Genomic DNA, 17,087 nt, shown 5'->3' with positions numbered 1-17,087 from the left:
CAGCAAGTCATGGCTGGGCCACGAGCCCAGCCATGACCACGACTTCCTACAGGGCGAAGCTTGGGTGTGGTGGTTGGTTGTAGGCAGTGTTCTGCCACGCCACGGCGATCCGGTATTGCCTGTCCTGCATCAGCGAGGGCCGGGAGATGCTTGTTGGATCGGTGGTCGAGTAGATCCGCAGTGCGCGGTTGTCGGACGTCGGCCAGATGACTTCTTCCCGCCAGTCGCCGAGGATGTCCGCGGACAAGGCTGGCGTGGCCTTGCTGCCGTTGTTCGAGTGCACGCCGGATGCGGTGAGCAGGCGGGTGTCACCGGATGTGCCGTACTTGTCGATGTGGGTGCCGTCGAGCAGTTCGCGTTGAGCGTCGCCGTCCCACCAGACCACGAAGTTCGTCGAGGAGGGTTTACGGCCGACGTTCTGGCCGGCCGTGTTCAGCAGACCGCTGACGGCCGACGACCACGACTCGGCGCCAGGGCTGCCCGCGTATACGTCCGCCGAGACGCCTCGGCCGTTGTCACAGTTGCATGAGGCGTTCTGCCAGATGATCTGGCCGGTTCGGGCGTCCGCCATCCACGCGGCGGGTGACGACTTGTTCTCCGACACCTTGAACACTTCGAGCCCCGTGCGGCTTGGGATCAGGTCGCCGACGTGCATGGCGTCGCCGTGGCCGTGGCGGGTGTTCCACAGTGGAGCGCCGTTGTCGTCGATCGCCATGGCACCGAAGATGATTTCGTCGCGGCCGTCGCGATCCGCATCGGCCACCGACAGGTTGTGGTTTCCCTGCCCCGCGTATTGCGATCCGGCCGAGTTGGAGTCGAAGACCCAGCGCTTCGCCAGTGTCCCGTCGCGGAAATCCCACGCCGCGATCACTGTCCGGGTGTAGTAACCGCGGCTCATGATCAGGCTTGGCCGTGATCCGTCGAGGTACGCCGTGGCCGCGAGGAACCGGTCGACCCGGTTGCCGTAGTTGTCGCCCCACGAGGCGACGTTCCCGCGCGGCGGGTCGTAGTTCACTGTGGACATCGCGGCGCCGGTCTGGCCGTTGAACATCGTCAGGAATTCCGGGCCGGCCAGGATGTAGCCGCTGGAGTTGCGGTGGTCGGCGTTGGCATTGCCGATCACCTGGCCGGTACCGGATCGGGTGCCGTCCGCGGTCTTCATCGCGACCTCGGCACGACCGTCGCCGTCGTAGTCGAAGACTTGGAACTGCGTGTAGTGCGCACCGGCGCGGATGTTGCGGCCGAGATCGATGCGCCACATCCGAGGGCCGTTGAGCTTGTACGCGTCGATGTACACGTTGCCGGTGTAGCCCGACTGCGAGTTGTCCTTGGCGTTGCTGGGATCCCACTTGAGGACGATCTCGTACTGGCCGTCACCGTCGAGATCGCCTGCGCTGGCGTCGTTCGCGGAGTACGTGTAGGTCTCCCCCGACGGTGTCGTACCGCCAGGTGGGATCTGCAGTGGCACATCGCGGGTGCTCGCCGCGACGTCGGCGTTGAACGTCAACGACTCCGAGCCGACCGACTCGACGCCGTTGACGTCAGCGCGGACGGTGTAGCGGGCGTTCGCCGGGGCACCGGGGTCGTGATAGCTGGTCGGGCCGCTGACTGTGGCCAGCTTCGCGCCATCCCGGTACACGTTGAACTTCACGTCCGCCGGATCGTCGGCCAGCAGCCGCCAGCTGACTCGGTTTCCGTCATGGGAGTGGACACTGATGACGCCACGGTCGAGCATGTCGACCGGTGGGGCCAACGCATGTGCAGGCCCCGAAGGGATGACCGCGAGCAGCGTCGCAGCGCTGACCGCGGCGAGCAGGGATGTCATGGCAATCACCTTTGACTATCGACGATCGAAACGATTCAATCGATGCCGTTCCGATGCTAGCCCGTCCGCATAGCACGGCCAACTCCTTGCCACAAAGGCATCTTGAAAGCCCTTACATGTCTCGTTAGGACTCGGACGACTGTTGACAGCGCGAGTGCGCCTGCTACCGTCAGATGTCGGAAAGCGCTTTCCGTCTCCCCCTGCACCAGGGCAGGTTCACTGCCTGACGGAAGGAACACCATGTCAACGATGACATTGCGAGCAGCCGTCGTCACGACGCTGCTGGCGGCTGGGTCAGTGCTTGCCACGCCCGCCGCGTCGGCCGCACCGTTCGATCTCGTCGGCTGGGCAACACAAGGCGGCGGGACCACAGGCGGCGGCAACGCTTCGCCGGTCACGGTGAGCAGTTCGTCCGCCTTGATCTCCGCCATGCAGTCGTCGAGCCCGGCGGTGATCCGGGTGTCCGGGTCGATCGCGATCTCGGGCATGCAGAAGGTCGCCGCCAACAAGACGATCATCGGTGTCGGCTCCGGCGCCGCCATCACCGGCGGTGGGCTGAACATCAGCAACGTGTCGAACGTGATCGTGCGGAACATCAACTTCCGCGGGTGGGGCGACGACGCGATCAACGTCCAGTACTCGACCAGGGTGTGGATCGACCACAACTCGTTCTCCAACGGCAACGACGGTGCCGTGGACGTGAAACGCGCGTCGGACTACGTCACGGTCTCGTGGAACAAGTTCATCGATCACGACAAGACAATGTTGTTGGGACACAGCGACGACAACGGCGGCGAGGACCGCGGCAAGCTGCGGGTGACCTACCACCACAACTGGTTCGCGGGCACCAACCAGCGCCACCCACGGGTCCGGTTCGGCAACCCGGTGCACGTCTACAACAACTACTACGCGGGCGTCACCTCCTACGGCGTCGCCTCCACAATGGAGGCCGGTGTCCTCGTTGAAGGCAACTACTTCGAGAACACCGAGGACCCGTTCCACCGCGGTGAGGGCAGCTCACCCGCGGGCAACCTGGTCGCCCGCAACAACCACTTCGTCAACTCCGGCAGCGGCGACGCCGGTGGCAGCGTCAAGAGCATTCCCTACTCGGTCACGCTCGACTCGGCGGCATCCGTCAAGTCCATTGTGTCCAGCGGGGCCGGTACCGGCCGGATCTGACCGGCCATTTCGGCTCGTGGGTGCGTGCACCCACGAGCCGTCAACGGCTCAGCCCAGCTGGCAGGTCGCGAACCGCTCAAGGCCTTCCGGCTTGGCCGCGACGCGGCCGATCGCGGTCTCGATCCGGTTGAGCGCGGCAGTTCGCTTGTCGGCCAACGGGCCGAGGATCGCGTTCTGCACGAAGTTCGGCCCACCCTGGCCAACGGTGTTCGCCAGCCTGGTGTTCGCCTCGGCGATCTGCTTGTCCAAATTCGCCAGCTCCCGCTCGACCTCGGCTTGCGCGGCCGCCGGAACCGCGGGCACAACCGGGTCAGGGCACACGATGTTCTGTCCGGCAGACTGGCCGCCACCGGATCCCGCCGCGGGCGTCGTCGGTTCCGACGAGGACGGCGGCTGCTCGCCCGCCGGAGCCTCCCCCAGTTCACAGGTCGCGAACTGCTCAAGGCCTTGCGGCCTGGCCCCCACCCGGCCGATCGCGATCGCGATCCGGTCCAACGCGGCGGTTCGCTTGCTGGCCAACGGCCCCAGAATGGCGTTCTGCACGAAGTTCGGCCCACCCTGGCCGACCGAATTCGCCAACCGGGTGTTCGCCTCGGAAATCTGCTTGTCCAAATTCGCCAGCTCGCGCTCCACCTCAGCCTGGGCCTGAGCCGGAACAGCGGGCAGGACGGGCTCGGGACACACGATGTTCTGCGCGGCAGGCTGACCAGTCGACGGCGAAGACGTCGAAGTGGACGGTGCAGACGTCACCGCCGGTGCCTGTCCCAAACCGCACGTGGCGAACTGCTCAAGCCCTTGCGGCCTGGCCCCCACCCGGCCGATCGCGATCGCGATCCGGTCGAGCGCCGCGGTTCGCTTGCTGGCCAACGGCCCCAGAATGGCGTTCTGCACGAAGTTCGGCCCACCCTGGCCCGCCGAGTTCGCCAGCCGGGTGTTCGCTTCGGACAGCTGTTTGTCCAGGTTGGCCAGTTCCCTGTTCACTTCGGCCTGGGCCTGAGCGGGCACGGCACCGATCGCGTTCACCGGGTTCGGGCACGCGATGTTCTGCGCGGTGGCGTTCGCGTCCGACGAACTCCCACCGGACGCGAATGCCGCGACGGCCAACGCGGCCATGGCACCCGCACTCAGCGCCCCGATCCACACGATGCGTCGTTTGGCGCGCTGCGGCCGGGCATGGGCTTGTGACATATCGATACCTCACTGCTGTCAAGTGTTTCGGCAGCGTCAGGTACGGCACGCCAGGTCGCCCCGGCGCCACGGTTGGCCGCCTGACAAGGGGGCCAGCCGGACCAGGAGCTGGCCCCCAACTCGACATACGAGCAGGTATCGCCGGGGGTTCACGTTAACATCGAACTTATCCGGTGAAATTCACGTCGCTGCAGAAGTAGTACGACTGATCCATGTGGCTGGCCTGCCAGATCGTGTAGACGATGTGCCGCCCCGACCTGCTGCCCGCGTTCACCGACACCTGGTACTGACCGGCAGGCGCGTATCTCCCGGTCTGCGCGACCAGTTCGAGGTTGTTCCAGCCCAACGGCTGAGTCGCCGGGTTGAAACCTTGCCTGGTGACGTACACCAGGAGGTAGTCCGCGCCGTGCCTGGCCTGATCGGTCACCGTCAGCGTGAACCTGTTGCTCTTGTTGGCCATCTGCCACGCACCGACGGTGTCGAGCGCGTTGTACCGGCCACCTTCGGCACGCCCGCCGCTGCACAGCTGCCCGTTCGGGATGTTGCCCTGGTGGTTGCCCTTGAGGTTCTCGCGGTACAGGCCGTTCCAGTTCCACATCGCGTTCGTGTCGGCCTGCCAGGCCTGCCAGCACATCGGGTCGCGCTGCGCCATCGTGGGGTTCTGGAAGTCGCTGCCCCAACGGTCCCAGCAACCGTAGTTGCGGGACGGCGGGTCGGTGGCCGAGCCGTGTGCGCTCGCCACCCCGGCCAGCACGCTGGCGAACAGGATGCCGACCGTGGCCAGCACGGTGAGCACACGTCTGCCTAACTGGTTGTGCACGTTGTCCTCCTCCTTGAGGGTGCACTTGCAGGGAAAGACTGGGAGCGCTCCCAGATGTCTACTGTAGCCAGCCTGGCACGGACTGTGAACCCCCGATCGATCCCGCGACCGGCCTGTTGTGCCGAGCGGACCGGTGAAAAGGCTTGCAGTCATGGGCGATGACGGCCGAAGCTCAGCACCGGTCGAAGCGGCCGGGAAAGCACTACATTCGAGATACGGATTCCCTCGCGGTCCTTTGTAGACATGGAGGCTCTTGTGCCCGAACTTCGAAGCTCGTCCTGGTATGCCGGCGACGACCGGAACGCGTACATCCACCGTGCCTGGATGCGCCGCGGCGTGCCCGCCGATAGTTTCGACGGACGGCCGCACATCGCGATCGCCAATACGGCTTCGGAGCTCACGCCGTGCAACGTGCACCTGGACCAGGTCGCGGAATCGGTGAAACGGGGCGTGTGGGAGGCAGGCGGCGTCCCGCTCAACCTCCCGGTCATGTCGCTGGGTGAGACCCAGGTCAAACCGACTGCCATGCTCTGGCGCAACCTCGCGGCGATGGCGGCCGAGGAGATGCTGCGCGCCAACCCCATCGACGGTGTGGTGCTGCTCGGCGGGTGTGACAAGACCATTCCCGCGCTGCTGATGGCGGCCGCTTCCGTGGACATCCCTTCGGTCGTCGTTTCCGGTGGTCCCATGCTGACCGGCACCTTCCGCGGCACCCCGCTCGGCTGCGGGACCGGTGTGTGGAAGCTGAGCGAGGAAGTCCGCGCGGGGACGCTCTCGCAGGCCGCGTTCATGCGCTCGGAGTCGTCGATGATCCGCAGCGCCGGGCACTGCAACACGATGGGCACAGCCTCGACCATGTCGTGCCTCGCCGAGGTTCTCGGGATGTCGTTGCCGGGGCTTGCCGGAGTTCCCGCACCCGACGCCCGCCTGCTCTCCGGGGCGCACGAGACCGGCCGGCTGGTGGTCGAAATGGTGCACGACGACCGCAGGCCGAGCACGATCATGACAAGGGAGTCGTTCCTCAACGCCATTGTCGCGCTGGCGGCGATCGGCGGTTCCACCAACGCCGTCGTCCACTTGCTCGCCATCGCCGGGCGCCTTGGTGTCGAACTGACGCTTGACGACTTCGACCTCGTCGGCGCTGACGTACCGCTGCTGGTCGACCTGCAACCCGCTGGGCGCGGCCTGATGGAGGACTTCCACCGGGCCGGTGGCCTGCTCGCCGCCCTGCGCGAAGTGCGGGACCTGCTCTCATCACAAGCCATCACCGTGACCGGTGCGCCCCTCGTCGACTACCTGCAGGACGCGGACATCTGGGATCCGGAAGTGATCCGGTCACGGACCGATCCGCTCAAGGAATCAGCCGGAATCGCCGTACTCCGCGGCAATCTGGCGCCACGCGGCGCGGTGATCAAGCCAGCGGCCGCCTCACCGGAACTGCTCCAGCATCGCGGCCGGGCGGTGGTGTTCGACAGCATCGAGGACTTCCGGGCCCGTATCGACGATCCGGAACTGGACGTCGACGCGAGCAGTGTGCTGGTGCTGCGTGGATGCGGGCCGAAGGGCTACCCGGGCATGCCCGAGGTCGCCAACATGCCGCTGCCCAAGAAGCTGCTGGAGTCCGGAGTCCGGGACATGGTCCGCATCTGCGACGGCCGGATGAGCGGAACCGCCTACGGCACAGTCGTTCTGCACGTCTCCCCCGAGGCAGCCGCCGGTGGACCGCTGGCACTGGTCCACACCGGCGACTACATCACTCTCGACGTGCCCAACCGCACCCTGACTCTCGATGTCCCTGACAGCGAACTAGCACAACGCCAGCCGAGTGAGGAGACGGTGGAAGGCTTTGCCGGGCCGGAGCGAGGCTGGCAACGCCTCTACGTCGACCACGTGCAGCAGGCGGATGTGGGCGCGGACCTCGACTTCCTCGTAGGTTCGAGTGGAGCCGAGGTCACGCGCGAATCACACTGATCTCATCCGCCGTCGGGCAGTCCGGCCCGAACCTCGTGCAAGGTCAAGGGACGCAGGGACAACGTGTACTCGTACGTCTGGTCCGGCTGGACCTGACTGCGTTCCCGCACGGGGTTCGGGGTGTCGCCGACGCCGGTCACGGCATGGCTCGCGTGCAACGTGGACCAGCCCTTGTTGCGCTGCAACTGGAACGGGTACGCCGCACGGTCCAGGTCGTCGTACGGAGTCACGCTGACGTCCTTGGCTCCGCCGACCAGGAGCCCACCACTGCGGCCGTCGGACAGCATGGCCCAGCGGGAGTCAGTGTGGTTGCCGTGGTCCTGCGGACGGTAGTACTCGACGTACTGCTCGTCCACGGTGCTGGACTGCACGCCGATCGGCGTCCCGTCCTTGCGGTCGACGTAACTCTCTGTCTTCCGCCCGTACCAGGTGAACTTGTTGTACGTGTCCGGCACGCCCAACGAAACACCGATGCGGGGCAGGTACGGCAATGTACGCATAGACCCTTGCGGGGTGACCCGATGTCCGAGCTCCAGCACGCCGGTCGACGTGATGGTGTAGGTCATGGTCTGGTCAAACCAAGCGCTAGTGACGTCCGGAGCGGCAACCCGGCTGTCCACGATGACACGGACCGCTGCCTTGTCACGCTCGACCCGGACGCCGGTAACCGTGGTCTGCAGGCGGTCGAGGCCGGCCTTGCGCCAGTCCTCTCCCTCCGCGCGGCCCCACGCGAAGGTCTCATTGCTGATCGGCGCCCGCCACGCGTCGAGCTTCGGTCCGCTGGACAGCAGTTCCTTGCCGCCGTAACGGATCGACGTCAATGCGCCGGTCTTCTTGTCCACCTTGTACAACGCTCCCCCGGCCAGCACCGTGACCGACGTGGTGTCCTCGACAGGAAGGACGAACCGCCAGTCGAAGGGCGCCTTGTCGAGGCCAGGAACTCGGGTGCCGCCCAGGAAGAACTGGTCGTGCGCCAGGACATGACCGGTCTTGGTCACGGCTTCGACCGTCAGGAACCGTTCCCGATCGGTTGCCTTGGCCAGCAGCGGGATCCGGCCTGTCGACGCGGCGGCCACCCGCAACGGCTGCTCACTAGCGGCCACCACACGGGATCCCTCGTTCACCCGCCACTTCAACCGCAGGTCGTCGGTGCCGGTGAACTGACGTTCGTTCGTCACTGACAACACGCCGTCGGCGTACGCGAACCGCAAAGGCTGGTGTGCCCAGGCCATCTGCAACGCTTCCGGCTGCACGAACCGGTCCGCGCCGATCAAGCCGTCCACACCGGACAAGCTTGAACCGTAGGACAGGTGCGTCCCCTTCTCCTCGACCTTGTCGAAGTCCAGTGCGAGAACCGCACCACCGACTGGTGTCGAAGCGTTCAGCTCCACCGCGGTGAGGGAACGGTCGTAGATCCGGACATCGTCGACCACGCCACGGCCCATCCACCCGATGTTCGACGGGTCGTTCCAGGACGTCTCGAAGTCACGGCCGACGTTGACCTCGGCGGACGAGGAGTCGATCGGCCCGCTGAAGGGCTTGCTGGCGACCTCGGCCCCGTCGATGTACAACCGCAACGCGGTGCCGTCATACGTACCGGAGACCCGATGCCAGTTGCCGTAGAAGTCCGCGGGCACGGGCGCCTGCACGGCCTGCCACGTTCCACTGTGGATGAAGAACTCCAAGGTCTTCTCGGTCTTCATCTTCAGCGCGTACTGGTGGTCGCCCTTGCCCACGATCCGGAAGTCACCGGTCCACTTACCCGGCTTCACCCACGCGTCCAGCGTCACCGCCTTGCCGGTGATGTCCAGCTTGCGGTCCCGGTAGACCTCCACGAAGTCGTCCAGCCCGGACAACGCCAGTGCCTTGCCGCGGTGACCGTCGACGAGGTCCGGTTTGCCGGACAGGTGCGCGGAGATGCTGTTGCCCGAGGAGTCCGGCACGATCCTGATCTTCTGCCGGATGTTCTGCTCGGCCCAGTCCCAGATGAACCCGCCCTGGGTCTGCGGGTTGGCCCGGATGATGTCCCAGAACTCACGGAAGTTGCCGAGGCTGTTGCCCATCGCGTGCGCGTACTCGCCGAAGATCAGCGGCTTGGTGGTGTTCTTGGCCTGCTCGGCGAACTTCTCCGGGGACGGATACCGCGGACCCCACACATCGGCGAACGGCGCGTCCCCGTCGGGGTTGTTCGACTGGTGGTAGATCGGCCGGGTTGGCTCGTTCGCGTCCAGCCACTCGGCCATGGCGTAGTGGTGCGCGCCGAGACCGGCCTCGTTTCCGGTGTCCCATAAGAAGATGCTCGGATGGTTCTTGTCCCGTTCGACCATCCCGATGAGACGGTCGAGGAAAGCGTCCCGCCATTCCGGCTGGTTGGCCTGGCACCAGTTGTTGCAGTTCTCGTGGTTGTGCGTCTCGATGTCGACTTCGTCGTCGATCCAGATGCCGTGCTTGTCGGCCAGCTCGTAGAAGTACGGATCGGACGGGTAGTGCGAGGTCCGCACAGCGTTGACGTTGAGCTGCTCCATCAACGCCACGTCCCGCTCCTGCGCGGCCCTGGGCACGTGCCTGCCGTGATCAGCGTCGGTCTCGGCCCGGTTGACGCCCTTGAACAGCACCCGCTTGCCGTTGACGAGCAACTGCCTGTCACGGATCTCGATTTCCCGGAAGCCGGTGGTCTCACTGGTGATGTGCGTGCCGTCAGGGCCGGTCAACGTCAGCACGACGGTGTACAGGTTCGGTGTCTCGTCGGTCCATTTCGCGGGATTGCGGACAGGCAGCGTCAGCGTTCCCCGTTGCTCGATGTGCTGGCTGGTGGCGCCGACTTCCCTGCCGTTGGCGTCCCGCAGGCTGAGCGCGACCTGGTTTCCAGGTTTTCCCTTGAGTTCCACCGCAGCCGTGAGTGTGGCGTCCGCGTAGGACGCGTCCAGGTCGGTCCGCAGCGTGACGTCCTGGATGTGCGTCGCGGGCGTCGAGTACAGGTGCACCGAACGGAAGATGCCGGAGAAACGCCACTGGTCAACGTCTTCGAGGTACGCACCGGCGCTCCACCGGTGCACCTGAACCGCGATCCGGTTACGGCCGGGCTTGAGTGCCGGTGAGATGTCGAATTCGGCCGGGGTGTAGCCGCCTTGGTCGTACCCGACGTACTTGCCGTTGACCCACACGAAATACGCCGAGGTCACGCCCTCGAACCTGAGGAAAGTCGTGCGTTGCGCCCAGTTGGCGGGAAGGTCGAAGTCACGGGCGTAGGCGGCGGTCGGGTTGACGTCGCGCGGCACCCGCGGCGGGTCGTCGGGCTGGATCTCGGTCGCGATGTTGCGGAAGATCGGGTGGTCCAAGCCGTCGGTCTGCAGGGTGTGCGGCACCGACACCTCGCGCCAGCGTGATGTGTCGTAGCCGTCGCCGTAGAACCCCGCAGGGACTTGAGACGGGTTGTCCGCCATGGCGATCCGCCACTTGCCATCCAGTGACAACGTGTAGGGACTGCGTTCGTCCTTGCGGGCTGCCGCCGCGGCATCGGCATACGGGCGGAGAAAGGCGTGCGCGGGCTCCTGGCCTTCGGCGACCTTCCGGGGATCTTCCAGATATGTGTGCACGTCGGCAGGTGGATCCGCGGCCGCACTGCCGGATCCAGTCGCCACAAGAGATCCGGCGACCACCGAGAAAACCAAAGCGAGAACGCGCGTTCGCAGCACCGCGTAAACCTCCACGTTCCGACAGGATCGAACAAGATACAACGCGATGCCGCGAACGCCGTCAAGCCTCCGGACGTCGGTATCCACTGTGGACAGGGCCGTCCGGAAAGCGCTTCCCAGCTCTCATGGGCACACGTTCATGGAGCTGTTGTTCAACGTGATGGCGCGGAATGTGGTGTTGGTGCCGCACGGGCTCTCCCGGACAGCGGAGTTGGTCACCGTCAGGTTCTGAATGGTGATGTCGGAGTTGTTGGGGAACTCCGAGCGCGCGGCCAGCCGGACCTCGCCACCACCGGACACCGTGCCGCTCTGGGCCGCGATGGTCACGTTGTAGCAGTTCTCGATCAGAATGGAGTTGTTGCCCGTGTTGGCCACGTCGATCCGGTCGATGGCCAGGCCACCACTCTCCGACACGCAGAAGATGCCACGCCCGCCGCCCCGGGCACGCACGGTCCCCACCCGGATGTTGGTGGGATAGCCGCTGCCGATCCGGCCGTTGCGGTTGGCGACGCGGAACGCCGCGTAACCGGTGCCGGCTCCGGCGTTCTCGGCGTCCACAGTGCCCACTGTGGCGTTGATGGTGTCGTTGAACAGCAGACCGGAGTGCCCGACGCTGCGAGCCGTCACCGTGCCGATGGTGATTCCGTCGACGCCATATGTCTCAACCGCATGGCTGCCCGCGCCGGAGACGAACACGTTGTCGATCCGGATGTTCCGGCTGCGAACGCTGGTGTCACCCCGGTTGTCGATCCGGACACCCAAACCACCGGACAGCCGCATGTCGATCTGACCGAGGATGACGTTCTGGACGTTGCGCATGAAGATGCCGTACAGCGGACTGCCTGCGACGTTGAGGTAGCGGACTTCGATGTCGCGAGTACCTCGCGAGTAGATCGGGGCCTGGTCGCCGGAGCCGGAACCGGTCACGGTGATCGTCCCGCAGACATCCAGCCCGGTGTAACTCGGCAACGAGATCCGCGACCCGGCGCTCATCGAGCCGGATCCACGAACCAGAACCCATTGTTTCGCAGTACGCCCAGCAGCGAGGCTGTTGACCGCTGCCTGAACGGCGGCCCGCATGTCGGTACCTGTGTACACGGTCTGGCTGCCGTTGCGGGCTGTCCACGTGCTGCCGCTGAGCACGGCCTCGGCATTGAACGACCGGTCACCACAGGCCAGCACCCGGGGCTCGCTGTCCGCGGCAGCGGACTGCGCACCACCGGCCACCACGGCCACGACCAGCGCAAGGACACCCAGCTTGGAAAAGGACATGATTGATCTCCCTTGCTGGAGAAGGGAATGCAGGGAAAGCCCGGAAAGCGCTTTCCGGACGTTGTCACGATATTCAAGACGGTTCACGCTTGTCAACGCCGCCAAGGCGGGCAAGAACGACCCCGGGCGGCAAGCACGACGGTCCGCGGAAAATCTGGCAGGCTTGCAGTCCGATGGCACGAGCAGCGAGGAGGATCACCGTGCGCACTACGCCACCGTTCCGCGCCGATCACGTCGGCAGTCTGCTGCGGCCGCCCGCGTTGCTGGCCGCTCGATCAGACCACGCGAACGGCAAGATCTCGCTGGAACAGTTGCGTGAGATCGAGGACGACGCGATCCGTGACGTGGTCCGGATGCAGCGTGCGGCCGGGCTCCAGTCGGCGACCGACGGGGAGTTCCGCCGCACGTCGTGGCACATGGACTTCATCTACCGGCTCGGCGGGATCAGCAAGGCCGACGAGAAGATCAAGGTGCAGTTCCACAACGCCGAGGGCGACCTGGAGTTCACGTCAGCCGCGTTGCACGTCGACGGCCCGGTGCGGCTGCCGGAGACGATCTTCGCCGAGGACTTCACCTTTCTGCAGTCGGTCGTCGAGGAAGGCGTCACCCCGAAGCTGACGATCCCGTCGCCGAGCATGGTGCACTACCGCGGCGGGCGCGCCGCCCTCGATCCCGCCGTCTACCCTGACGAGGAACAGTTCTGGACGGATCTGTCGGCGGCCTACGCCGAGCAGGTCGCTGGGGTCGCCGCGTTGGGCTGTACCTACTTGCAGTTCGACGACACCAGCTTCGCGTATCTCAACGATCCCGAACAGCGCGCGATGCTCGAGGCGCGCGGTGACGACGCCGAACACCAACATCTGCGCTACATCAAACAAGTCAATGCCGCGCTGGCCAACAAGCCGAAAGGCCTGACCGTCACCACGCACATGTGCCGGGGCAACTTCCGCTCATCCTGGGCCGCGGCCGGCGGATACGACTTCGTCGCCGAGGCGTTGTTCTCCGAGTTGGCCGTGGACGGGTTCTTCTTGGAATACGACGACGCCCGGTCGGGCGGCTTCGCACCACTGCGGTTCGTGCCGCCAGGCAAGATGGTCGTCCTCGGCCTTGTCACCACCAAGCGCGGCGAGCTGGAGAACAAGGACGACCTCAAGCGACGGATCGACGAAGCGGCGCAGTACGTCCCACTCGATCAGTTGTGCCTGTCCCCGCAGTGCGGCTTCTCGTCCACTGTGGAGGGCAACGTCCTCACCCACGAGGAGCAGGCCGCGAAGCTCGCGTTGATCGTCGAAACCGCCGCCGAGGTCTGGGGTTAGTTACGCCCCACGCCAGCCTTCCGGCGGACCTCACGGGGAACAGTCTCCGTGGGGTCCATCCGGGCGACCAAGGTGGGCGTCCAGCCCACGTCGGTGCCCAGATCGGGGTCGAAGGCCGCGTTGTGTGCCGCTACGACGTCCACCGGGCGGCCGTTCACCAGCGTCCCGGTGGCGTGCAACGCGGTCCCCTTCCACCACTTCGCGAACGTGCTCGCGCTGACGTCACGACCTGTCTGGAAGTAGTTGTTCTCCGCGTAGATCCTCGATTCGACGCCGACACCCCACGAGTACTCGTAACTCGCGGCCTTCGGGATGACGTACAGGTTGTTGTACACGTGCACCTGTCCATAACGGACGCGAGGGGCACGCGAGCCGAGGTTCTCGAAGAAGTTGTGGTGCAGGGTGACGCGGAGCTTGCCCACGTCATAGGTGGGCCGGTCGGTGTTGCCGATCAACAGTGACTTGTCGTGGTCGTGGAAGTGGTTGTACGACAGCGTGACCAGGTCAGCGCCGTTGACGACGTCCAACAGGCCGTCGTGCACTTCGAACTTGCGGCCGAAGTAAGTCGGCTGCGAGGTGTTCCCACCGTCGCTGAACTCGCATCGATCGACCCAGACGTGGGTGGCCCCGGCGAGCACCAAGTTGTCGTACTCGGAGTTCCAGTTGCCCGTTTCGCCGTCAAGCGGATCCCATTGCGGGAAGCAGTCATACGCGTCCTCGAACCGCAGGTTGCGGATGATCACGTTGTCCGTGCCTCCGATCCGCAGTGTCAGCCCGAGCAGGGTCGCGTCGTCGCCAAGGCCCACGATGGTCGTGTTGGACCCGACTGGAACGATCACCCGGCGGGCCTGGTTGGCCTGTGACCGGGCCCTGGCTTCCTCCAGTGGTCCGGACGGCTCGACGCGGCCCCAGGTCGCCGGGTCGTACTGCTTCAGATACGCCGGCAGGCTGTAGCCGGGATCGGCATAGTCCGAGCACCGCAGCGGGCGATCGGCATCGTCCACGTTGCCTTCGACCGTGCCCCGGACGTAGACGATCTTGGGTGTGGTGCCCGTCAGGGCCGCGACAAGCTCCGAACGACTGTCCACGAAGTACACGTGCTCACGGGTCGCCGTCGAGCCTCCGGTTGTCCCAGCCGCCCAGCCGTCACGGGGGCCGATCACCTCCCGGCCGAGGTGTTCGAAGTCCGCGCTCGCGGGTGCGGCGGAGACCAGTCCTATCGAGACCACGATCGGTAACAGCTTTGCCAGCATTACGCGTTCTCCTTGTCCCAGCGAGGAGTGATGCGTTGACGGATGTAGTCCTCGATCCGCACGGGATCCCAGCGGCCGTCAGCGATGATCGCGTGATGCGTCAGGCCGAGTTGGCCGTCCGGTTCGAGCAGAAGTGGTTCATGGAACGTGACCGCGAAGCTGACCACCGGGAACGGGGCCGTCCGGACGTACCACGGCGTGGGATACCGGACGTTGGCCGGGCAGTCCACGAAGACCACAGTGGAGTAGCGGAGGCTCACGTCGTGCTGGCCGGTGAAGGACAACCATGGCGCGCGGCTGCCCATCGCGTCCTCGTCGCGTACGCCCGTCGCAGTCAACGCCGTACCACCGATGAATGACCGCGGACCACGCCAGAAAAGTCCGCCGTAGCCCGCGGTCGGCCTACCTTCGGTGACCGGGCTGCCCCAGCGCAACTCTCGTCCACTGGTGTTGTGCAGCCGGGTGCGCCACGTCAGCAACCACGATCCATCGACCTGGTCCACTTCGGACACTTCGATGGACCGGTCCTCGGTCAGCCAGCACTCCCCTGCCCGGGTCTGCCATTCCAGCCTGTGCCGCATCTCCGCCAGCCCGTCGTCACACTGGACGCGGTGCCACCGCACATGCCGGATCGACCCGTTGTTGTCCAACGGCGTGTACCCGTGCCCACGCACGAACGTCCGGCCACCCCAGAAGTTCTCACCGGACAGGTTGGCCGCGGTGAACTGCAGGCCGTTGTGCCACGTGTGGTCGTGCGGCCGGATCGCGCTGACCACGTCGCCGGCGATGGTCCGAAGTGGATGCAGGTAGGGCTTCGGCGAGTCGGTCTGCGGAACGCCCGGTTCGACCACGTACTCGGCGAGTTCGACGTCACCGGCGGCCACCCGCACGTACCCGTTGTCCTCGATCAGCCGCATCAGGTCGCCCATGGCACGCCCAGTTCCGAGAAGAGCGCCATGCTCTCCGCTGCCGACTCGACGAACTTGTCCGCGCGATCGATCACGTACCGGCGTTCCATTCCCGCGTCGACTGTGTACACCCAGTCGGCGGAGACCCGCCTTGGCCCGGAGTGATCCCGGACCGCCTGCACGAACGCGGTGAACGCACGGGTCTGGCTCAACGGCGCGACCAACGGCGTCCTGTCCTTGACGTGCATCACCAGATTGCGCAACAGGTCGATCGGGGTACCGGCGGGCACACGTTCACCGTTGATCTCCAGGATGTTGGACCGATACCACCACCGCGCCTTGCCGCGCGTTCCGTGCAGTACCACGTACGGCTCGAATTCCTGCTCAGTGCAGAGCGTCGCCGCGGCGACGACCTCCAGCCCGTTCGGGAACCGGAGCCGAGCACATGACGTGTCGTCCGCCTCGATCTGCCGAGCCTGGTAGAGCTCGGTCTCGATGTGCTGCGGCAACGCGTCCGCCTTGCCCGTCACCAGCAGTGCGGTGGCGACGGCGTGCGCGAACGGGTTCGTCAACACGCCGTCCACGACGAACTCGCCGTTCAGCCGTCGGCGACCCGCCCACGAATTGCGCTGGTAGTAACCGTCACGGCGGATCCAGGCCCCGGCCGTTCCCACGCCGGTGACCATCCCGATGGTTTTGGTCTCGACAGCCGCCCGCAGCGCGTGCAACGCCATCGACCCGAAGCTCTGGAAGCCGGTCTGCACCTGCACCCGACGTCGCTGCGCCGCGGTCGCGAGCCGCTCGAAGGCGTCGAGACTGAGCACGGGCGGCTTTTCCACGAGGACGTGACACCCGGCTGACACCGCGGTGAGCGCGACAGGCAGGTGCGTGTGCGGGGGCGTCGCCACCACCACGATGTCCGGTGTTGTGCGGTCGATCAGATCCCGCAGGTCACGGCTGACCAGCGCGTCCGACGGCAGCACACTCGCCGTGTCCGGAACAGTCTGCTTCACGTCGCAGGCGCCTGCCAGCACGATCTCGTTGGCGTCGTGCATGGCACGGGCTCGGCGCAGGTGGACTTCCGCGTAACCGGTCATCCCGGCCACGACCACACGAGGCCTCATCTCGCCGTCCCGACCGCGGCCAATGTGACCGGTCCGGCCACCAGCAACAACATCAGCGGCTGCATCCAGACCAGCACACCGGCGGTGACGATCGCGCCGGCCAGCAACGCCGAGCCCCGGATGTCCAGACTGAGCCGCGCGGCGGCCCGCAAGGCGGGGATCCATTTCTGGTGCACCGCCACTACCGAACACGTCCGCAACGCCACGACCAGCAAGGCCACCAGCATGACCGGGAACAGCACAGCGAAGAACTGCCCACCGGGCACCCCGGCCTCAACCAGTGCCAAGTCGACGCTCAGCAGCAGGATCGCCACGACAACGGCTGCGCTGAAGGGAACCCCGCCACGCAGCCGCCGGACGAACTCGTCGCGGAAGGTCGCGAACATCGGTGGTGACTCGCCGTCGCGCCACCTGCTCACCACCCGGCATCCGGCAGCGAAGGCCGGACCGACGGTGACCACAGGAATCGAGGCGGCACAGACCAGCAGGCCGAGTTGCAGGCAGTCGGAGAACTCGGTCAACCGCTCACGCCACAT

At 65.9% G+C, this 17,087-nt stretch carries 12 protein-coding genes; 3 read left to right on the top strand and 9 right to left on the bottom strand.

Annotated features, from left to right (window positions below):
* Positions 1-46: 46 nt before the first annotated feature.
* Positions 47-1,825, bottom strand: a complete 1,779-nt coding sequence (locus B9C43_RS06390) for a rhamnogalacturonan lyase (RefSeq protein ID WP_084425055.1) — start codon at positions 1,823-1,825, stop codon at positions 47-49.
* A gap of 249 nt (positions 1,826-2,074) precedes the next feature.
* On the opposite strand from B9C43_RS06390, the gene B9C43_RS06385 reads away from it, so the two are divergent.
* The gene (locus B9C43_RS06385; RefSeq protein WP_235038454.1) at positions 2,075-3,004 is read left to right on the top strand and encodes a pectate lyase family protein; all 930 of its coding nucleotides are present in this window, start codon (positions 2,075-2,077) and stop codon (positions 3,002-3,004) included.
* A 48-nt stretch (positions 3,005-3,052) separates the two neighbouring features.
* On the opposite strand, the gene B9C43_RS06380 is transcribed toward B9C43_RS06385, so the two are convergent.
* Together B9C43_RS06380 and B9C43_RS06375 are read right to left on the bottom strand one after the other, a co-directional pair.
* Complete coding sequence (locus B9C43_RS06380) at positions 3,053-4,192, bottom strand: hypothetical protein (RefSeq protein WP_084425053.1); 1,140 nt, start codon at positions 4,190-4,192, stop codon at positions 3,053-3,055.
* Positions 4,193-4,358: 166 nt separating this feature from the next.
* On the bottom strand, positions 4,359-5,012 hold the full coding sequence (locus B9C43_RS06375) for a lytic polysaccharide monooxygenase auxiliary activity family 9 protein (RefSeq protein ID WP_051896702.1): 654 nt from the start codon (positions 5,010-5,012) through the stop codon (positions 4,359-4,361).
* A 243-nt stretch (positions 5,013-5,255) separates the two neighbouring features.
* Between B9C43_RS06375 and B9C43_RS06370 the strand changes: the two genes are divergently transcribed.
* Positions 5,256-6,983: an IlvD/Edd family dehydratase gene (locus B9C43_RS06370; protein WP_084425052.1), complete on the top strand. Its 1,728-nt coding sequence runs from the start codon at positions 5,256-5,258 to the stop codon at positions 6,981-6,983.
* Between the two features lie 2 nt (positions 6,984-6,985).
* Here B9C43_RS06370 and B9C43_RS06365 read toward each other — a convergent pair whose 3' ends face one another.
* Both B9C43_RS06365 and B9C43_RS06360 read right to left on the bottom strand, forming a co-directional pair.
* Positions 6,986-10,678, bottom strand: a complete 3,693-nt coding sequence (locus B9C43_RS06365; RefSeq protein WP_084425051.1) for a glycoside hydrolase family 2 TIM barrel-domain containing protein — start codon at positions 10,676-10,678, stop codon at positions 6,986-6,988.
* Positions 10,679-10,801: 123 nt separating this feature from the next.
* Complete coding sequence (locus tag B9C43_RS06360) at positions 10,802-11,950, bottom strand: hypothetical protein (RefSeq protein ID WP_200825436.1); 1,149 nt, start codon at positions 11,948-11,950, stop codon at positions 10,802-10,804.
* Positions 11,951-12,144: 194 nt separating this feature from the next.
* Between B9C43_RS06360 and B9C43_RS06355 the strand changes: the two genes are divergently transcribed.
* On the top strand, positions 12,145-13,266 hold the full coding sequence (locus B9C43_RS06355) for a 5-methyltetrahydropteroyltriglutamate--homocysteine S-methyltransferase (protein ID WP_084425622.1): 1,122 nt from the start codon (positions 12,145-12,147) through the stop codon (positions 13,264-13,266).
* Here B9C43_RS06355 and B9C43_RS06350 read toward each other — a convergent pair.
* Genes B9C43_RS06350 through B9C43_RS06335 form a run of 4 tightly spaced genes read right to left on the bottom strand, consistent with a single transcriptional unit; the run spans position 13,263 to position 17,087 of the window.
* Positions 13,263-14,519 carry a pectate lyase family protein gene (locus tag B9C43_RS06350; protein ID WP_084425049.1) on the bottom strand — a complete coding sequence of 419 codons (1,257 nt, stop codon included), beginning with the start codon at positions 14,517-14,519 and terminating at the stop codon, positions 13,263-13,265. The genes B9C43_RS06355 and B9C43_RS06350 overlap by 4 nt on opposite strands.
* On the bottom strand, positions 14,519-15,448 hold the full coding sequence (locus B9C43_RS06345; RefSeq protein ID WP_143446153.1) for a DUF6807 domain-containing protein: 930 nt from the start codon (positions 15,446-15,448) through the stop codon (positions 14,519-14,521). The genes B9C43_RS06350 and B9C43_RS06345 overlap by 1 nt, the downstream gene beginning before the upstream one ends.
* The gene (locus B9C43_RS06340) at positions 15,436-16,551 is read right to left on the bottom strand and encodes a Gfo/Idh/MocA family protein (protein WP_084425048.1); all 1,116 of its coding nucleotides are present in this window, start codon (positions 16,549-16,551) and stop codon (positions 15,436-15,438) included. Before B9C43_RS06340 ends, B9C43_RS06345 begins: the two co-directional genes overlap by 13 nt.
* Positions 16,548-17,087 (bottom strand): YesL family protein, encoded by a 540-nt coding sequence (locus B9C43_RS06335; RefSeq protein WP_084425047.1) that lies wholly within the window; start codon positions 17,085-17,087, stop codon positions 16,548-16,550. Before B9C43_RS06335 ends, B9C43_RS06340 begins: the two co-directional genes overlap by 4 nt.

The sequence above is a fragment of the Kibdelosporangium aridum genome, assembly GCF_900176515.1.
Taxonomy (GTDB): domain Bacteria; phylum Actinomycetota; class Actinomycetes; order Mycobacteriales; family Pseudonocardiaceae; genus Kibdelosporangium; species Kibdelosporangium aridum.
The sequence above is the reverse complement of the archived record's forward strand: the minus strand, read 5'-3'. Positions and strand labels throughout refer to the sequence as shown.